Below are 15560 nucleotides of genomic sequence, written 5' to 3' on the forward strand. Positions count from 1 at the left end.
CGGGACCGCCGCCCGCGCCCCGGATCAGCCCCGCCGCGACCACCAGGCGGGCCGCACGCACACCTTCCCGCCGAGCCAGTGCTCCACCCACTCCCCCAGGTCGACGGGCGAGCAGTCCGCCGAAGGCTGAGTGGGCGTCGGGGTCGGTGTCGGAGTGGGAGTCGGGGTGGGTGTCGGGGTCGGTGCGGGCTGTTCCCCCCTCCCGGAGAGGGCGGCCCGGTAGACCTCCGCCGACCTCGGGTTGTCGTCGCACTGCCAGACGCCGTGCGGGCAGTAGTCGGTGAGCGTGTTGTACAGCGGCCGGTGCTCGTCCATCCAGGCGATCATGCGGCGCACGTACTCCGCGTTGTCGCCGTTGCGGAACAGCCCCCACTCCGGGTACGAGACCGGCTTGCCGTGCGCCTTGGCGAACTCGACGTGGTCCCTCAGGCCGTAGGGCTCGCTGACCTGTTCGTCGAAGGAGAGCCCGGCGGGCTGGTCGTAGGCGTCCATGCCGACGATGTCGACGACGCCGTCCCCCGGGTAGCAGCGGGTCCACGGCACGGCGTCCCGGCCGCGGCTCGGCGTGAAGTCGAAGCGGAACCGCTGGCCGGGCACCGCGCGCATGGCGGCGACGATCCGGTTCCAGTACGCCTTCCACGCCTGTGGGTCGGGCCCGCAGCGGTGGGTGTAGGTGGAGCCGTTCATCTCCCAGCCGAGCACGATCACGGTGTCCGGCACGTCCAGCGCGACCAGCCGTTCGGCGAGGGCGCGGAAGTGGTGGTCGTAGCGCCCGGCGGCGCCCCGCCGCAGGTGCCGCCGCACCTCGTCGTCGGGGAGGCCCTCCTCGTTGCGCTCCAGCATGGGCACGTTGAGGACGAACACCCGGTCCGCCCGTTCGTTCCGCCAGCGCGCCCAGTCGTCGAGGAAGGCCGGGGCGCCCGCGATGTTGCTCCACCGGTCACCGGGCAGATAGGTGTGCCCGACGCGCAGGTCGGCACCGCCCAGCCAGCGGCTCAGCTCGGCCATCCGGGCCACCCCGCGCGGACCGTAGTCGAGGTAGGCGCCGAAGGCGGGAGCCGCCACGGGCGCGGTGGGAGCCGGGGGTGCCGCGGGCTCGGCGGGCGCGGCGGACGCCGGTGGGGCGGGCGGCTCGGCCTCCGCCACCACCCCGAGCCCCAGGGCGAAACCGGGGACCGACGCCAGCGCGGCCGACGCGGCGACCGTCGCCGCGAGCAGCGCGAGCCGCCGGGACCGCGCCCCTCGTCGCTGTGGGGCCATGCCCGCTCCCTTCTCCACCTGCTCCGTCTTCTCCACTGATGTCCGGCACTCACTGACACCCAGTCACATCACTACGAGGTCCGCCAGTGCGGCTGCGGCGTTGGAGCGTTCCGCGCGCCCGCACGGGTGAACCGACCCGAGGAGTACGACCGTGTCGCTGTTCGACACCCGCGTCCCCGCCGTCCTGCTGCGGACCGACCGGAACCCCTTCCACCACGGCACCCTTGGCGCCGCCCGCTCCCTGGGCCGCGCCGGGCTCGACGTGCACGTGGTCGCCGACTGCGCCGACAGTCCCGTCCGCGCCTCCCGCTACGTACGGCAGGTGCACGCGCCGCCCCGGCCGGGCGCGGGCCCTGACGAGTTCGCGCTGGCGCTGCGCCGGGTCGCCGCCCGGATCGCCCGGCCCGCGGTGCTGATCCCGATGGACGACGCCAGCGCCGTCGCGGTGGGGCGGCTGCACGCCGAACTCGCGCCCGCCTACCTGCTGCCCACCGTCCCCGCAGCGCTGCCCGAGCGGCTCGCCGACAAGGCGGAGCTGGCGGCCCTGTGCGCGGCCCTCGACCTGCCGCACCCGCACACCGTCGTCCCCGACAGCGCCCGGCAGGCCGCCGACGCCGCCTGGCGGCTGGGGGTGCCGGTGGTGGCGAAGTGGAGCCGCCCCTGGCTGCTGCCCGCCGGGTCCGGGCTGCGCAGCACGACCCTGCTCCGCTCCCCGCGGCAGGCCCGCGAGCTGTACGGGCGCGCCGCGGACGCCGGGAGCAGGCTGCTGCTCCAGGAGTTCCTGCCGCCCGGCTCCGGCCTCGACTGGTTCTGCCACGGCTACGCCGACCGCTCCGGCGCGGTGCGCGGCGGCGGACCCGGCCGCAAGCTGCGCTCCTGGCCGCGCGGCGCGGGCCTGACGGCGGTCGGTGAGTGGACGCCGAACCTGGACGTGCTGGCGCTCACCGAACGCCTCACCGCCGAGGTGGGCTTCCGGGGCGTCTTCGACCTCGACTTCCGCCGCTGCGGCCGGACCGGCCGCTACCACCTGCTCGACTTCAACCCGCGCCCCGGCGCCCAGTTCCGGCTGTTCAGCGACACCGCGGAGCTGGACGTCGTACGCGCCCTGCACCTGGACCTGACCCACCGTCCGCTGCCGGTCGGGGCGCCGCGGCACGGGCGGACGTTCGTGGTGGAGAACTACGCGCCCCTGACGACGCTGCGCCCGGCGCCCGCCGGACGTGAGCTGGCCTGGCACGCCGACGACGACCGGGGGCCCGGCCGGGAGCTGTGGGGGCTGTGGTCCCGGCACGTCTCCCGGCGGCTGCGCACCCGGCTGCGCCACCGGGCCCCGGCGGGCGGCGGGCGCACCCAGCCCCGCGTGGTCCGGCAGGCCACCGCCCCGGCCGACGACGCGGGGGACGCCCCCGCGGCCCGGCCCACCGACGAGAAAGCGAGCAGCCACTGATGTACGACCTGCTGGTGGTCGGCGCGGGCCCCTACGGCCTGTCCGTCGCCGCCCACGCCGCGAGCGCCGGGCTCTCCCTGCGGGTGCTGGGCCGCCCGATGGCGTCCTGGCGCGACCACATGCCCCGCGGCATGTTCCTGAAGTCGGAGCCCTGGGCGTCCAACCTGTCCGATCCCGAGGGCCGCTGGCGCCTGGACGCCTACTGCGCGGGCCGGGGCACGGTGGCCCGGCACGGCGAGCCGGTGCCGGTGGAGACGTTCACCGAGTACGGCCTGTGGTTCGCGCGCCACGCCGTCCCCGACGTCGACGAGCGCGCCGTGACCCGTCTCGCGCCCTGCCCCGGCGGCTTCGAGGCGGGCCTCGACGACGGGCGGTCGCTCACCGCCCGGACCGTCGTCCTCGCGGTCGGGGTCATGCCCTTCGCGGAGGTCCCGACCGCCCTGCGCGGACTGCCGCCCGACCTCGTCACGCACAGCGGCGACCACGCCGACCTGGGCCCGCTGCGCGGCCGGGACGTCACCGTCGTCGGCGCCGGGCAGGCCGCCCTGGAGACGGCGGCGCTCCTCGCCGAGCAGGGCAGCCGGGTGCGGATCCTGGCCCGCGCGGACCAACTGCGCTGGAACGACGCGCCGCCGCCCCGGCCGCGGCCCTGGTGGCGTGCGGTCCGCGCCCCGCACACCGCCCTCGGCCGCGGCTGGCGCAACTGGCTGTACGCCGAGCACCCCGGCCTCGTCCACCACCTGCCCGCGCCGACCCGCGCCCGGATCGCCGCCACCGCCCTCGGACCGGCGGGCGCGTGGTGGGTACGGGACCGGGTCGAGCCGTCCGTCGAGATCCACCTCGGCCACCGGGTCGCGGCGGCGATCCCGGAAGGGAACGGGGTACGGCTTGAGGTGGTCCGCCACCGTCCGGGCCCGGGTGCCTCCGGTGAACGGGCCTGGTCCCTCCAGACCGAGCACGTCATCGCGGCCACCGGCTTCCGCGCCACCGCCGACCGGCTCGCCCCGCTCACCGCCGAGCTGCGCGGCTCCCTGCTGCGGCTGCCCGACGGGTCCCCAGCGGTCGGCCGTGACTTCGAGTCGTCCCACCCCGGCCTGTTCCTCGCCGGGCTCGTCACGGCCAGCGCCTTCGGTCCGGCCATGCGCTTCGTCCACGGCACGGCGTTCACCGCACCGACGCTGGTACGGGGGGTACGGCGCCGACTGGCGGCGGGCGGGGGCGCGGGAGCGGGCGTCGGCGCGATCCCGGTGCCGGGGCGGCGGACGGCGCGGGAGCGGGAGCGGGAGACGGCGACGCGGGGCTAGCCGGGGCGCCGGGGGGCGGTGGGCGTCGCTCACCGTCCCGGCGACGCACGGCGCCCCGGGCGGCGGCCGGTGGGGTGGCCGTCGCCCGGGGCGTCGGGGTGCGGGTGCCTACCTGGGGGAGGTGGCGCGTCCGCGTCGGTACAGCAGGGTTCCGGCCGCGATCAGGGCGGCGCTGGCGGCGGAGGCGCCGAGCAGGGCGGCGCCGCCGGTCTCGGCCAGTTCGGGCGCCGTACCGTGCTCCTCCTCGCCCTCCGGCGGGGTGCCGGGCTCCTCCTCGGCCGCGGGCGGCTGCTCCTCCTCGTCGGCGGGCGGCTCGTGGTGGTCGCCGGGCGGCTGCTCCTCCTCGTCGGCCGGGGGCGGCGGCTGCTCCTCGTCGGCGGGGGGCTTGTCCTCGTCGTCGGAGGGCGGCGTGGGCGGGTGCGTCGGGGGCGTGTCGCCGTAGCCCGGCTGCTCCGCGTTGGCGCAGCCGTTGCCGAAGGCGGGGTTCAGCGCGCCGACCACGTCGACGGTGTTCCCGCAGGCGTTCACCGGTACGTCGACCGGTACCTGGGCGTTGTTGCCACTCCCCACGCCGGGCGAGCCGACGGCGGCACCGTCGGCGGAGGAGCCGGAGGTGCCACCGTGCCCGCCGTCGCCGTAACCGCCGTCGCCGTAGCCACCGTCGTGGCCGTGACCGCCGCCGTGCCCGCCGTGCCCCCCGTGGTCCGTGTGCGAAACGTTCGCGCAGGAGTTGCCGAAGGCCGGGTTCAGCGCGGCGACGACGTCGACGGTGTTGCCGCAGGCGTTCACCGGTACGTGCACCGGTGCCTGGGCGGCGTTGCCGGAGGCGACGCCGGGTGACTGCCGGGCGCCCGCGTCAGCCGTCGAGTCGGCGAGGGCGGGGCTGCCGCACAGGGACAGAATGCCGGTCGCGGCAGCCGCCGCGACCATTCCCCTGCTCAGGGTCTGTCGCAATCTCGTGTCTTCCTGGTGAGAAGAAATGGGCAGAAAGGAGACAGCCGGTCCCGGACGGAAGGGAACCCTTGTCCGAGACCGGCCGGGACGCAGCCGAACGAGCCGGTGCGCTACGACGTCACTTGTTGACGCACACGTTGCCGAACGCCGGGTTCAGCAGACCGACGACGTTGATCGTGTTGCCACACACGTTGACGGGGATGTGGACGGGCACCTGCACGACGTTGCCGGAGAGGACACCCGGGGAACCGACAGCGGCCCCCTGGGCGCCCGCGTCGGCGAACGCCGGGGCGGCCCCGCCCAGAGCCATGATCGCGCCCGCGACAACGGCAGCGCATTTCTTCATGAGAATTCCCTTCTCTGCGGTCATGCCCCTATGACGGCCGAAACCGAGCGAGCACAGCTTCAACGGCTCGCACCATGACCGGCAGCTGTAGAACGAGGGATAGACGCTTTGAGAAACTCTGGAACGCGGGTCGCCCGGGAATTCACCCGTTCGCGCCGTGTCACCACACGTTTCACCCCCGGCATTCGAGCATTCGGGCAAGGAGATCTCCGGAGAAGCCCGGGCGCCCGCGCGGTACCGCTGCGGACCACCCGGGCTCGACCGGGATCCTCGAATTCGGGTCAGTCGCCGTTCGCCGACAGAACCGACAGGTCCTCCAGAATGTGCGACAGGGCGGCGTCGCGCTTGGCCTGGGTGGAGTTGTCGGTGCACTGCTGAGCCAGGTCGTCCGACAGGATCGGCACGTCCTGGATCGGGACGATGTTGATGACCGCGACGTTGATGTCCTCAAGGCCGACGCACGGCTTGTTGAGCGACCCCTCGACGAGCGAGAGCTGCGGGCTCATGTCGCCCTTGGTCGCCGAGTTGCCGTAAGCCGACTCGGCTCCGTTGCCGTTGGCCACGGCCGGGCCGGAGTCGTCGCCCACGGCAAGCGCGTGGGGAGCGGCCGCCACCGACATACCGATGACGGAAGCGGCGGCCGCCGCGGCGACCATTGCCTTCTTGAGCACTTCGCATTCCTTTCCTCGTAGCGACGCATGTCCTACGGCTCCATCAACACGGCGGACCAGGATTAGTTGCGGCGGTTCACCCAGTTGGCCCGCATGTGGGCCGACCGGGTGAACGACAGAAACCACACCGGTCACGTGGAGTTGACCAGAGAGCTCCGGTGGACGGGGTTTCCTCAGAAAGGACTTCCAGTGATCAAGAAGGTTGTTGCCACCGCGGCGATCGCCGCGTCCGTCATGGGCGCTTCCGCCGTCGCCGCTCCGCAGGCGATGGCGATCGGCGATGACAGCGGCCCGGCCCTCGCCAACGGCAACGGTGCCGCCCAGTTCTACGGCAATTCCGCCACCTACGGGAACATGAGCCCGCAGATGGCGCTCATCCAGGGCTCGTTCAACAAGCCGTGTATCGCCGTCAGCGACATTCCCGTCAGCGTCATCAACCTCATCCCGATCCAGGACGTGCCGATCCTGTCGGACGAGATGACCCAGCAGTGCGCCGAGAACTCCACGCAGTCCAAGCGCGACGGCGCGCTGGCCCACCTGCTGGAGGACGTGTCGATCCTGTCGTACAACGGCGAGGAGTGAGCTGCCGCTCCCAGCGGACATGACGTGGGCGGGGCCGCCGGAGTCGATCCGGCGGCCCCGCCCGCTTCCGCGTCCGGCGCCGCGGCCTAGCGGCCGGTGTCGTAGAGCGCGTCGATCTCCTTCGCGTACACCTCCGCCACCGCGTGGCGTTTGACCTTCAGGGACGGCGTGAGCAGGCCGTTGGCCTCGGTGAACTCGCCGTCGACGAGGGTGAAGGCGCGGATGGACTCGGCGCGGGAGACCGCCTCGTTGGCGTAGTCGACGGCCCGCTGGACGTCGGCGCGCATCCGGTCGTCCTCGATCACCTGGGACAGGGGGGTGTCGGGGGGCAGCTTGCGGACGGCGAGCCAGTGGGCGACGGACTCGGGGTCGAGGGTGATGAGGGCGGCGACGTAGGGGCGGTTGTCGCCGACGACGACGCACTGGCCGATGGGTGAGCGGCTGCGCAGCCGGTCCTCCAGGACGGCCGGGGAGACGTTCTTGCCGCCGGAGGTGACGAGGATGTCCTTCTTGCGGCCGGTGATGGTGAGGTAGCCGTCCTGGTCGAGGGTGCCGACGTCGCCGGTGTGGAACCAGCCGTCGGTGAGGACGGCGTCGGCGGCCTCGGGGTTGTTCCAGTAGGCGCCGAAGACGATGCCGCCCTTGAGCAGGACCTCGCCGTCCGCCGCGATGCGGACCGAGGTGCCGGGGACCGGGCGGCCGACGGTGCCGGGGCGGGGGCCCAGCGGCGGGACGACGGTGGCGGCGGCGGTGGTCTCGGTGAGGCCGTAGCCCTCGTAGATCATGATTCCGGCGGCGTAGAAGAACAGGTTGAGGTCGCGGTCCAGGGGGGAGCCGCCGCTGATGGCGTAGCGGACCCGGCCGCCGAGTTCCTTGCGGACCCTGCGGTAGACCAGCAGGTCGTACAGGGCCCACGCGGCGTACAGGGCGGGGCCCGGCCCCTTCCCGGTGCCGAGGAAGCGGTTGAGGTGGGCCTCGCCGAAGCGGACGGCGACGCGGTCGGCGCGGTCGAAGGAGGCGCCGCGGCCGAGCTTCTCGGCGGTGGCGCGGCCGGTGTCGTGGATCTTCTCGAAGAGGTAGGGGACGCCGACGAGGAACGTGGGCCGGAACTCCTTGAGCGCGGGGCGGAGTTCGGCGGGTCTGACGCTCGGGAAGTGGCCGGTCTCGATGCGGGCCATCAGGCAGCCGATCTGCAGGGCGCGGCCGAGGATGTGCGCGAGCGGCAGGAACAGCAGGGTGGAGGCGGTCTGGCGGGAGACGGCCTTGAAGACCGGGTGCAGCAGTTCGACGGTGTTGGCCGCCTCCGCGTGCAGGTTGGCGTGGGTGAGGACGCAGCCCTTGGGGCGGCCGGTGGTGCCGGAGGTGTAGCAGACGGTGGCGATGGCGTCGGGGGTGAGGGCGGTACGGCGCTGGGTGACCTCGTCGTCGGGGAGGTGCCGTCCGAGCTGGGTGAGGTCGTCCAGGGCGCCCGCGTCGAGCTGCCACACGCGGGGCCGTGCGGGCAGGGCGGAGGTGGCGGAGGTGGCCGTGGCGGCGTTGTCGGCGGTCTCGGTGACGATGAACCGGGCGCCGGAGTCGCGGACGATCCACTCCACCTGGTCGGCGGAGGAGGTGGCGTAGACGGGGACGCTCTGGCCGCCCGCCGCCCAGATCGCGAAGTCGAGGACGCTCCACTCGTAGCGGGTGCGGGACATCAGCGCGACCCGGCCGCCCGGTTCGAGTCCGGCGGCGATCAGGCCCTTGGCGACCGCGGTGACCTCCTGGGCGAAGGTCTCCGCGGTCACCGGCCGCCAGCTCCCGTCGGCGGCGCGGCGGCGCAGCACCACCGCGCCCGGCGCCTCGGCGGCGTTGGTGTACGGGATGTCCGCGACGCTGCCGGTCGTCGGGCGCGGGACGAGGGGCGCGGCCCGCGCCTCGCGCACCGTGCCGTCGGCGTCCCTGACCAGTTCGATGCCGGTGTGGTCCGGCAGGCGGGAGTGCTGCTTGGCCCGCTTCAGATCCCTGCGTACGCCCATGGCGGCTCCCGGTGCGGCGAACGACGTTGTCTCGCCAGTAACTTACTCGGAAGTAAGAAGGAGTCAATGGGGCCGCGGGCGGCGTCCGGGCTCGTCAGTACAGGGCGTCCGCCTGGCGGATGGCGTCGGCGAGCCGCGCCACCGCGCGGTCGCCGGTGGCGTCGGCGAGGTCCTCGGCCTCCTCGGTGAGTTCGGTCAGGGACGGGGCACCGGGCAGGCGGCTGCCGTAGCCGCCCTGGCGCAGGGCGTCGGCGAAGTAGGCGGCCACCGCGGTGACGCGGAACCGGTCGGAGGCGCGGGCGCGGGAGCCGTCGACGGTGCCGGTCTCCACGCTCGCGGACTCCTCGTGCGGGGCGCGGCTGTCGGGGTCGAGCCAGCGGACGGTGGCGGTGGCGAGGTGGCCGGAGGCGCCGGGCCGGGTGCGCACCGCGTACAGGGCGGTGACCGTGTGGCCGGGGCCGACCTCGCCGCCGTCCACGGAGTCGTCGCGGAAGTCCTCGTCGGCGACCTCGCGGTTGTCGTAGCCGACCAGGGCGAACTCCTCGACCGTCTCCGGGTCGAAGGCGACCTGCGCCTTGGCGTCGCGGGCGGTGAGGTCGATGTTGCGCGGGAGCTGCTCCGCGAAGACGTCGTAGGCGTCGTCGGGGGTGGAGACGTAGACGGTGTGGCCGTCGCCGCGGTCCGCGAGGCGTTCCATCAGGGCGTCGCCGTAGTCGCTGCCGACGCCGACGCCGAACAGGGTGATGCCGTGCTCGCGGCGGGCCCCGGCGATGCGCTCCAGGATGGTGTCGGCGTCGGTGTCGCCGGTGTTGGCGAGCGCGTCGGAGACCAGCACGACCCGGTTGGTGGCGCCGCGGCGCAGGCCGTCCTCGGCGGTGGCGTAGCCGGTCTCGACGCCCGCGCCGAGGTTGGTGGAGGCGTCGGTGCGCAGGTCGTCGATGGCGTCGTGGACCTCGTCGCGGTGGCCGCCGAGCCGGGTCATCGGCAGGACGGTCTCCGCCTCGTCGCTGAAGGTGACCAGGGCGACCGAGTCGTCGTCGCGCAGCCGGTCGGTCAGCACGCCCAGCGACTTCCTGGCGAGGTCGAGGCGGCCGGGCTCGGCCATGGAGCCGGAGACGTCGAGGACGAAGGTGAGGGCGGCGGGCGGGCGTTCGCCCCGACCCTCGGCCTCGCGGGTGGCGAGCCCGACGCGCACCAGGGACCAGTCGTCCGCGCTGGTGCGGGCGCCGTCGACGGTGACGGAGAAGCCGTCGCCGTCCGGGCGGTCGTAGTCCTGGCGGAAGCTGTTGACGAACTCCTCGGGGCGGATCGTGGTGGGCTGGGGCAGCCCTCCCTCGGCGAGGGTGCGGCGGGCGTAGCCGTAGGAGGCGGTGTCGACGTCGAGGGCGAAGGTGGAGAGGTAGTCGGGGGCGGGGGCGACCTCGCGGGAGTCGGTCTCGCCGGTGCCGTCGCTGTCCTGTTCGCCGGTGCCCTGCCGCTGGTCGGGGGCGGGCAGCGGGGCCTCGCCGCGGGAGTCGCTGGCGCCGCCCTTGTCGGCCGTGGCGGTGTGCTCGCCGGTGCCGCCGCAGGCGCTGAGCAGCAGCCCGCCCGCGACGGCCAGCGCGGTGAGCGCGGTGCGCGGGCCCCGGGGCCGCCGCGGCGGGCGGCGGCTGGGGAGGGTCGGTTCGGTGGTGTGGTCCATGGGTGGCCCCCTGTGCGCGTCGGTGTCGCCTTCTGGGACTGTGACGGCGCGGGGTGCCGGAAGGTGCGGGACAGGGCGTTGCGGAAGGGTCTCGATGCGGGCACGGACCAGGGCCGTCGAGACCGGTAGGTGATCTTCCGGTGACCTAGGAGACCACGTCCTTGCGGGCGAAACCCCGGAAGGCCAGCGCGAACAGCACCAGCGCGTACGTGAGGGACAGGGCGGTGCCCTGGATCATGCCGGACCACTCGGGGTTCGGCTGGACGGCGTCCGCCCAGGCGAACTGCCAGTGCGCGGGCAGGAAGTGGCGCCAGTCGCCGAGGGCGGTGACGGCGTCGAGGACGTTGCCGACGATGGTCAGGCCGACCGCGCCGCCGACCGCGCCCAGCGGCGCGTCCGTCTTCGTGGAGAGCCAGAACGCCAGCCCGGCGGTGACCAGTTGGGAGACGAAGACGAAGCCGACGACGACCACCAGCCGCCCGGCCGCCGTGCCCGCGTCGAGCGCGCCCCCGGTGGGGATCTTCAGGGGCCCCCAGCCGTAGGCGACCGTGCCGACGCCGACCGCCACCACCGGCAGCAGCACCATCGCGGCCAGGCTCAGCGTCAGCCCGACGACCAGCTTGGACCACAGCAGCCGGGCCCGCGGCACGGGCGCCGCCAGCAGATAGCGCAGCGACGACCAGCTCGCCTCCGAGGCGACGGTGTCCCCACAGAACAGGGCGACGGGGATGACCAGCAGGAAGCCCGCGGAGACGAAGAGGTTGACCGCGGCGAAGTTGGCGCCGGACGCGGTGGCCGTGTCCATCAGGGTGATGCGGTCACCGCCGCCGTCCGGCTCACCGCCGATCGCGAACGCGGCGACGAGCACGAACGGCAGCGCGGCGAGGATCGCGAACATCACCAGCGTGCGGCGGCGCTTGAGCTGGCGGACCAGCTCGACGCGCAGCGGCAGGGTGCGGCCCGCGCGGTAGCCGTGGGCCACCTCCGTGCGCTCGGTGAGCGTCGTGTCGGCGCTCATGCGGAACCTCCGATCAGGGTGAGGAACGCGTCCTCCAGGCGGCGGTGCGGGCCCACCGACGCGACGGGCACCTCCAGGCGGACCAGTTCGGCCACCAGCCGGACGGGGCTGCCCCCGGCGTCGAGGCGGACCAGGAGTCCGTCGTCCGCGCGGACGGCCGAGGCGACGCCGGGCAGCGCGCCGATCTTCTCCACGACGGGTTCCTCGACGGGCCCGGTGGTGCCGACGAGCAGGGTGTCACCGGAGCCGATGATCTCCCCGACGGGACCCGCCTGCACGAGCCTGCCGCGGTCCATGACCACGAGGTGGGTGCAGGACTGCTCCACCTCGGCGAGGAGGTGGCTGGAGACGATGACCGTGCGGCCCGCCGCCGCGTACCGGATCATCACCTCGCGCATCTCGCGGATCTGGGGCGGGTCGAGGCCGTTGGTCGGCTCGTCCAGGATGAGCAGGTCGGGCAGGCCCAGCATGGCCTGGGCGATGGCGAGGCGCTGGCGCATCCCTTGCGAGTAGGTGCGCACCGCGCGGGCGAGGGCGTCACCGAGACCGGCGATCTCCAGGGCCTCGTCCAGGTGGGCGTCCTCGGGTGGGCGGCCGGTGGCCCGCCAGTACAGCTCCAGGTTCTCCCGGCCGGACAGGTGCGGCAGGAAGCCCGCGCCCTCGACGAAGGCGCCGACCCGGGAGAGGACGGGCGCGCCGGGCCGGATGGCGTGGCCGAAGACGCGGACCTCGCCGCCGTCCGGCTGGATCAGGCCCATCAACATGCGCAGGGTGGTCGTCTTGCCCGCGCCGTTGGGGCCGAGGAGGCCGAGGACCTGGCCCTTCTCCACGGTGAAGGAGAGGTCGCGGACCGCGTACCGGTCGGTCGACCCGGCGTACCGCTTGCTCAGGTCGGTGATCTTCAGCGGTACGTCCGCGAGCGCCGGGTCCGGGGCGGGCGTCGTGGTGCGGCGGCGGCCGGTGAGCAGCAGCGCCGCGGCGAGGACGGCGGCCAGCAGGGGCAGCCACCACACCCAGGACGGCAGCGGCGCGGCGGCGGTCGTGACGCCGGGCGCGGTGGGCACCTTGAGGTCGCCCTTCAGGGAGACCCGGTACGTCGCCGGGGTGGCCGGGGAGGCGTAGCCGAGGTCGGTGGAGGCGATGACCAGGCGCAGCCGGTGGCCCTTGTCGACCTCGTGGTCGATGGCGGGGAGGGTCAGGGTGACGTCCCGGCCCGCCTTGGCGTCCTCGACGCGCACCGGGGTGACGAGCTGGGAGGGCAGCACCTGCTGGCCGCCGTCCGGGCCGACGTCGTACACCTTGGCGAAGAGCACGGCGTCGTCGGTGGTGGACTCGGTGTGCACGGTCACGGTCGGGGAGCCGGTGACGCGCAGGTCGCGGTCGAGGGGCGCCGACTCGAACTTCGCGTACTGGCCGGGGAAGTCGAGGGAGACGCCGACGCCGAGGGAGGAGAGCTGGGCGAGGCCGCCGGAGCCGCCGAGTCCTGGCAGGGCGGAGACGGCGGGCGGGGCGCCGCCGGGCGGGTTGTCGAAGCGCTGCTCGCGACCGGTGAGCGGGATGGCGCGCTGTCCGCTGCCCAGGCCGGGGTAGGTGTCGGCGCTGGCGCCCCGCAGCAGCGCCTCGCCGTCGGTGGAGTCGACGCCGCCGGTGCGGGTGACGCGGAAGGCGGGGCCGGTGTCGGCGCCCTCGTCGTCCTTGAGGTACCGGTCGAACCAGGACGTCACCCGGGCGCGGACCCGGTCGGCCTCCGGGTCGCCGCCGTCGTGGCCGCCCGCGATCCAGTCGACGTCGACGGGGGCGCCGTTGGCGCGGATCGCCTTGGCCGCCGCGTCGGCCTGGCCGAGTGGGAAGAGGGAGTCGGACTGGCCCTGCACCAGCAGGGTGGGCACGTCGATGCGGTCGGCGACGGCGGACGGTGAGCGCTCCTCCAGCAGGGCGCGCGCCTCGGGGTCCGGGGCGCCGGACTCCGCGACCCGCTCGTACATCGCGCACAGTTGGGGCTCGAACCGGTCGCAGCCGCCGCCGGAGTTGACGAAGATGCCCGCCCACAGCTTCTTGAACACGCCGTTGGGGAACAGCGCGTCCGCGAGGTTCCAGTAGGTGATCGCCGGGGCGATGGCGTCCACCCGGTCGTCGTACCCGGCGGAGAGCAGGGCGATCGCGCCGCCGTAGGAGGCGCCCGCGACGCCCACGCGCGGGTCGCCGGGCTTGTCGAGGCGGACCTCGGGCCGCTGGGACAGCCAGTCGATGAGCCGGGAGACGTCAGCGACCTCGCCCTGGGGGTCGTTGAGCCCGATCCGGCCGGTGGAGCGGCCGAAGCCGCGGGCGGACCAGATCAGCACCGCGTAGCCGTCCCGGGCGAGTTCCTCGGCCTGCTCGCGGACGTCGTCCTTGCTGCCGCCGAAGCCGTGGCCCAGCAGCACGGCGGGGCGGCGCCCGGCGTCGGCGGAGGTGAAGTACGAGGTGTCGACCCGCACCCCTTCGCCGACGCCCAGCACCCGGTCGGTGCGGTGCACCGCGGGCGGGTCGTCGGAGGCGACGGCCGTCCACGTACCGGCACCGGCGAGTACGGCCACGGCGGCGACGGCGGCGAGCAGCCTCCGTGGTCCGCGCGGCCTCCGCAGTCCGGGCAGTCGAAGATCCATGCGTCAACGGTACGGGCCGCCACCGACAACGGGGGCAGCCCCCGGGGTGAACCCCGTGACCTCCCACGGGGGTACGGGCCCGTCCCCGTGTACCGCGGGCGCGGTACACGGGGACGGGACGCGCGCGGGTCAGTGGTTGCGCGGGAAGCCCAGGTCGACACCTGCCGGGGCGTCGGCCGGGTCGGGCCAGCGGGTGGTGACGACCTTGCCTCGGGTGTAGAAGTGCGTGCCGTCGTTGCCGTAGATGTGGTGGTCCCCGAAGAGGGAGTCCTTCCAGCCGCCGAAGGAGTGGTAGCCGACCGGGACCGGGATGGGCACGTTGACGCCGACCATGCCCGCCTCGATCTCCAACTGGAAGCGGCGGGCGGCGCCGCCGTCCCGGGTGAAGATCGCGGTGCCGTTGCCGAACGGGGAGGCGTTGATGAGGGCGACGCCCTCCTCGTACGTCTCCGCGCGCAGTACGCACAGCACCGGGCCGAAGATCTCGTCCTGGTACGCCTTCGCGGTGGTCGGCACCTTGTCGAGCAGGGAGATGCCGATCCAGTGCCCCTCCTCGTGGCCCTCCACGGTGTAGCCGGTGCCGTCGAGGACGACCTCGCAGCCCTCGGCCGCCGCGCCCGCCACGTACGACGCCACCTTGTCGCGGTGGGCGGCGGTGATCAGCGGGCCCATCTCGGAGGCGGGGTCGGTGCCGGGGCCGATCTTGATCTTCTCGGCGCGCTCGCGGATCTTCGCCACCAGCTCGTCGCCGATCGCGCCGACCGCGACCACGGCGGAGATCGCCATGCAGCGCTCGCCCGCGGAGCCGTAGGCGGCGGAGACGGCGGCGTCGGCCGCCGCGTCCAGGTCGGCGTCGGGGAGGACCAGCATGTGGTTCTTGGCGCCGCCGAGGGCCTGCACGCGCTTGCCGTGGGCGGAGGCGGTGGTGTGGATGTAGCGGGCGATGGGGGTGGAGCCGACGAAGGAGACCGCCTTGACGTCGGGGTGTTCGAGGAGCCGGTCGACGGCCACCTTGTCGCCGTGCACGACGTTGAACACGCCGTCCGGGAGGCCCGCCTCCGCCAGCAGTTCCGCGAGCCGCACCGCCGCCGACGGGTCCTTCTCGCTCGGCTTCAGCACGAAGGTGTTGCCGCAGGCGATGGCCAGCGGGAACATCCACATCGGCACCATCGCCGGGAAGTTGAACGGCGTGATGCCCGCGACGACGCCCAGCGGCTGCCGGATCGCGGCCACGTCGACGCGGCTGGCGACCTGCGTGGACAGCTCCCCCTTGAGCTGCACGCTGATCCCGCAGGCCAGGTCGACGATCTCCAGGCCGCGCGCCACCTCACCGAGGGCGTCGGAGTGCACCTTGCCGTGCTCGGCGGTGATCAGCTCCGCGATCTCGTCGCGGTGGGCGTCCAGCAGCGCCCGGAACGTGAACAGGATCGAGGTGCGCTGGGCCAGCGAGGACTGGCCCCAGGTGGCGAAGGCGTCCTTGGCGGCGGCGACGGCGGCGTCCACCTCGTCGACGGAGGCGAAGGCGACCTTCGTGGTGACCTGGCCGGTCGCCGGGTCCGTCACCGGGCCGTAGGTGCCCGACGTGCCGTCGACGGACTTGCCGCCGATCCAGTGGTTGACGATCTTCGTCATGACCG

The 15560-nt window shown here is 74.1% G+C and carries 12 protein-coding genes; 3 read left to right on the forward strand and 9 right to left on the reverse strand.

Annotated elements, in window-relative coordinates; genetic code table 11:
• Positions 1-24: 24 nt before the first annotated feature.
• The gene (locus ACFQZ6_RS12860) at positions 25-1260 is read right to left on the reverse strand and encodes a glycoside hydrolase family 26 protein (protein ID WP_381607811.1); all 1236 of its coding nucleotides are present in this window, start codon (positions 1258-1260) and stop codon (positions 25-27) included.
• 151 nt (positions 1261-1411) lie between these two features.
• Here ACFQZ6_RS12860 and ACFQZ6_RS12865 point away from each other — a divergent pair, with 151 nt between their 5' ends.
• Together ACFQZ6_RS12865 and ACFQZ6_RS12870 are read left to right on the forward strand one after the other, a co-directional pair.
• Positions 1412-2707, forward strand: a complete 1296-nt coding sequence (locus tag ACFQZ6_RS12865; RefSeq protein ID WP_381607813.1) for a carboxylate--amine ligase — start codon at positions 1412-1414, stop codon at positions 2705-2707.
• Positions 2707-4011: an FAD-dependent oxidoreductase gene (locus tag ACFQZ6_RS12870; protein WP_381607815.1), complete on the forward strand. Its 1305-nt coding sequence runs from the start codon at positions 2707-2709 to the stop codon at positions 4009-4011. The genes ACFQZ6_RS12865 and ACFQZ6_RS12870 overlap by 1 nt, the downstream gene beginning before the upstream one ends.
• Before the next feature lie 108 nt (positions 4012-4119).
• On the opposite strand, the gene ACFQZ6_RS12875 is transcribed toward ACFQZ6_RS12870, so the two are convergent.
• From ACFQZ6_RS12875 to rdlA, 3 genes are all read right to left on the reverse strand, one after another.
• Complete coding sequence (locus ACFQZ6_RS12875) at positions 4120-4965, reverse strand: chaplin (protein ID WP_381607817.1); 846 nt, start codon at positions 4963-4965, stop codon at positions 4120-4122.
• 118 nt (positions 4966-5083) lie between these two features.
• Positions 5084-5311, reverse strand: a complete 228-nt coding sequence (gene chpD, locus ACFQZ6_RS12880; protein ID WP_381618258.1) for a chaplin ChpD — start codon at positions 5309-5311, stop codon at positions 5084-5086.
• 281 nt (positions 5312-5592) lie between these two features.
• Positions 5593-5982 carry a rodlin RdlA gene (rdlA, locus tag ACFQZ6_RS12885; RefSeq protein WP_381607819.1) on the reverse strand — a complete coding sequence of 130 codons (390 nt, stop codon included), beginning with the start codon at positions 5980-5982 and terminating at the stop codon, positions 5593-5595.
• 189 nt (positions 5983-6171) lie between these two features.
• Between rdlA and rdlB the strand changes: the two genes are divergently transcribed.
• A complete protein-coding gene (rdlB, locus tag ACFQZ6_RS12890; protein ID WP_381607821.1) occupies positions 6172-6564 on the forward strand; it encodes a rodlin RdlB in 393 nt (130 codons plus the stop codon).
• An 86-nt stretch (positions 6565-6650) separates the two neighbouring features.
• Here the strand turns inward: rdlB and ACFQZ6_RS12895 are convergent, their stop codons facing one another.
• From ACFQZ6_RS12895 to mmsA, 5 genes are all read right to left on the reverse strand, one after another.
• A complete protein-coding gene (locus ACFQZ6_RS12895) occupies positions 6651-8579 on the reverse strand; it encodes an AMP-dependent synthetase/ligase (RefSeq protein ID WP_381607823.1) in 1929 nt (642 codons plus the stop codon).
• Positions 8580-8673: 94 nt separating this feature from the next.
• On the reverse strand, positions 8674-10260 hold the full coding sequence (locus ACFQZ6_RS12900; RefSeq protein ID WP_381607825.1) for a vWA domain-containing protein: 1587 nt from the start codon (positions 10258-10260) through the stop codon (positions 8674-8676).
• Between the two features lie 145 nt (positions 10261-10405).
• On the reverse strand, positions 10406-11278 hold the full coding sequence (locus ACFQZ6_RS12905) for an ABC transporter permease (protein ID WP_381607828.1): 873 nt from the start codon (positions 11276-11278) through the stop codon (positions 10406-10408).
• Positions 11275-13923: an alpha/beta fold hydrolase gene (locus tag ACFQZ6_RS12910; protein WP_381607830.1), complete on the reverse strand. Its 2649-nt coding sequence runs from the start codon at positions 13921-13923 to the stop codon at positions 11275-11277. Before ACFQZ6_RS12910 ends, ACFQZ6_RS12905 begins: the two co-directional genes overlap by 4 nt.
• A gap of 129 nt (positions 13924-14052) precedes the next feature.
• Positions 14053-15555, reverse strand: a complete 1503-nt coding sequence (gene mmsA / locus ACFQZ6_RS12915) for a CoA-acylating methylmalonate-semialdehyde dehydrogenase (RefSeq protein WP_381607833.1) — start codon at positions 15553-15555, stop codon at positions 14053-14055.
• Between the last annotated feature and the right edge of the window lie 5 nt (positions 15556-15560).

The sequence above is a fragment of the Streptomyces flavalbus genome (assembly GCF_042674625.1).
Classification (GTDB): domain Bacteria; phylum Actinomycetota; class Actinomycetes; order Streptomycetales; family Streptomycetaceae; genus Streptomyces; species Streptomyces flavalbus.

Excerpts from the sequence above, each read along its gene's own strand:
- ACFQZ6_RS12910 (WP_381607830.1), bottom strand. The coding sequence starts at position 13,923 with ATGGATCTTCGACTGCCCGGACTGCGGAGGCCGCGCGGACCACGGAGG.
- ACFQZ6_RS12900 (WP_381607825.1), bottom strand. The coding sequence starts at position 10,260 with ATGGACCACACCACCGAACCGACCCTCCCCAGCCGCCGCCCGCCGCGG.
- ACFQZ6_RS12870 (WP_381607815.1), top strand. The coding sequence starts at position 2,707 with ATGTACGACCTGCTGGTGGTCGGCGCGGGCCCCTACGGCCTGTCCGTC.
- chpD (WP_381618258.1), bottom strand. The coding sequence starts at position 5,311 with ATGAAGAAATGCGCTGCCGTTGTCGCGGGCGCGATCATGGCTCTGGGC.
- mmsA (WP_381607833.1), bottom strand. The coding sequence starts at position 15,555 with ATGACGAAGATCGTCAACCACTGGATCGGCGGCAAGTCCGTCGACGGC.
- ACFQZ6_RS12860 (WP_381607811.1), bottom strand. The coding sequence starts at position 1,260 with ATGGCCCCACAGCGACGAGGGGCGCGGTCCCGGCGGCTCGCGCTGCTC.
- ACFQZ6_RS12905 (WP_381607828.1), bottom strand. The coding sequence starts at position 11,278 with ATGAGCGCCGACACGACGCTCACCGAGCGCACGGAGGTGGCCCACGGC.
- ACFQZ6_RS12895 (WP_381607823.1), bottom strand. The coding sequence starts at position 8,579 with ATGGGCGTACGCAGGGATCTGAAGCGGGCCAAGCAGCACTCCCGCCTG.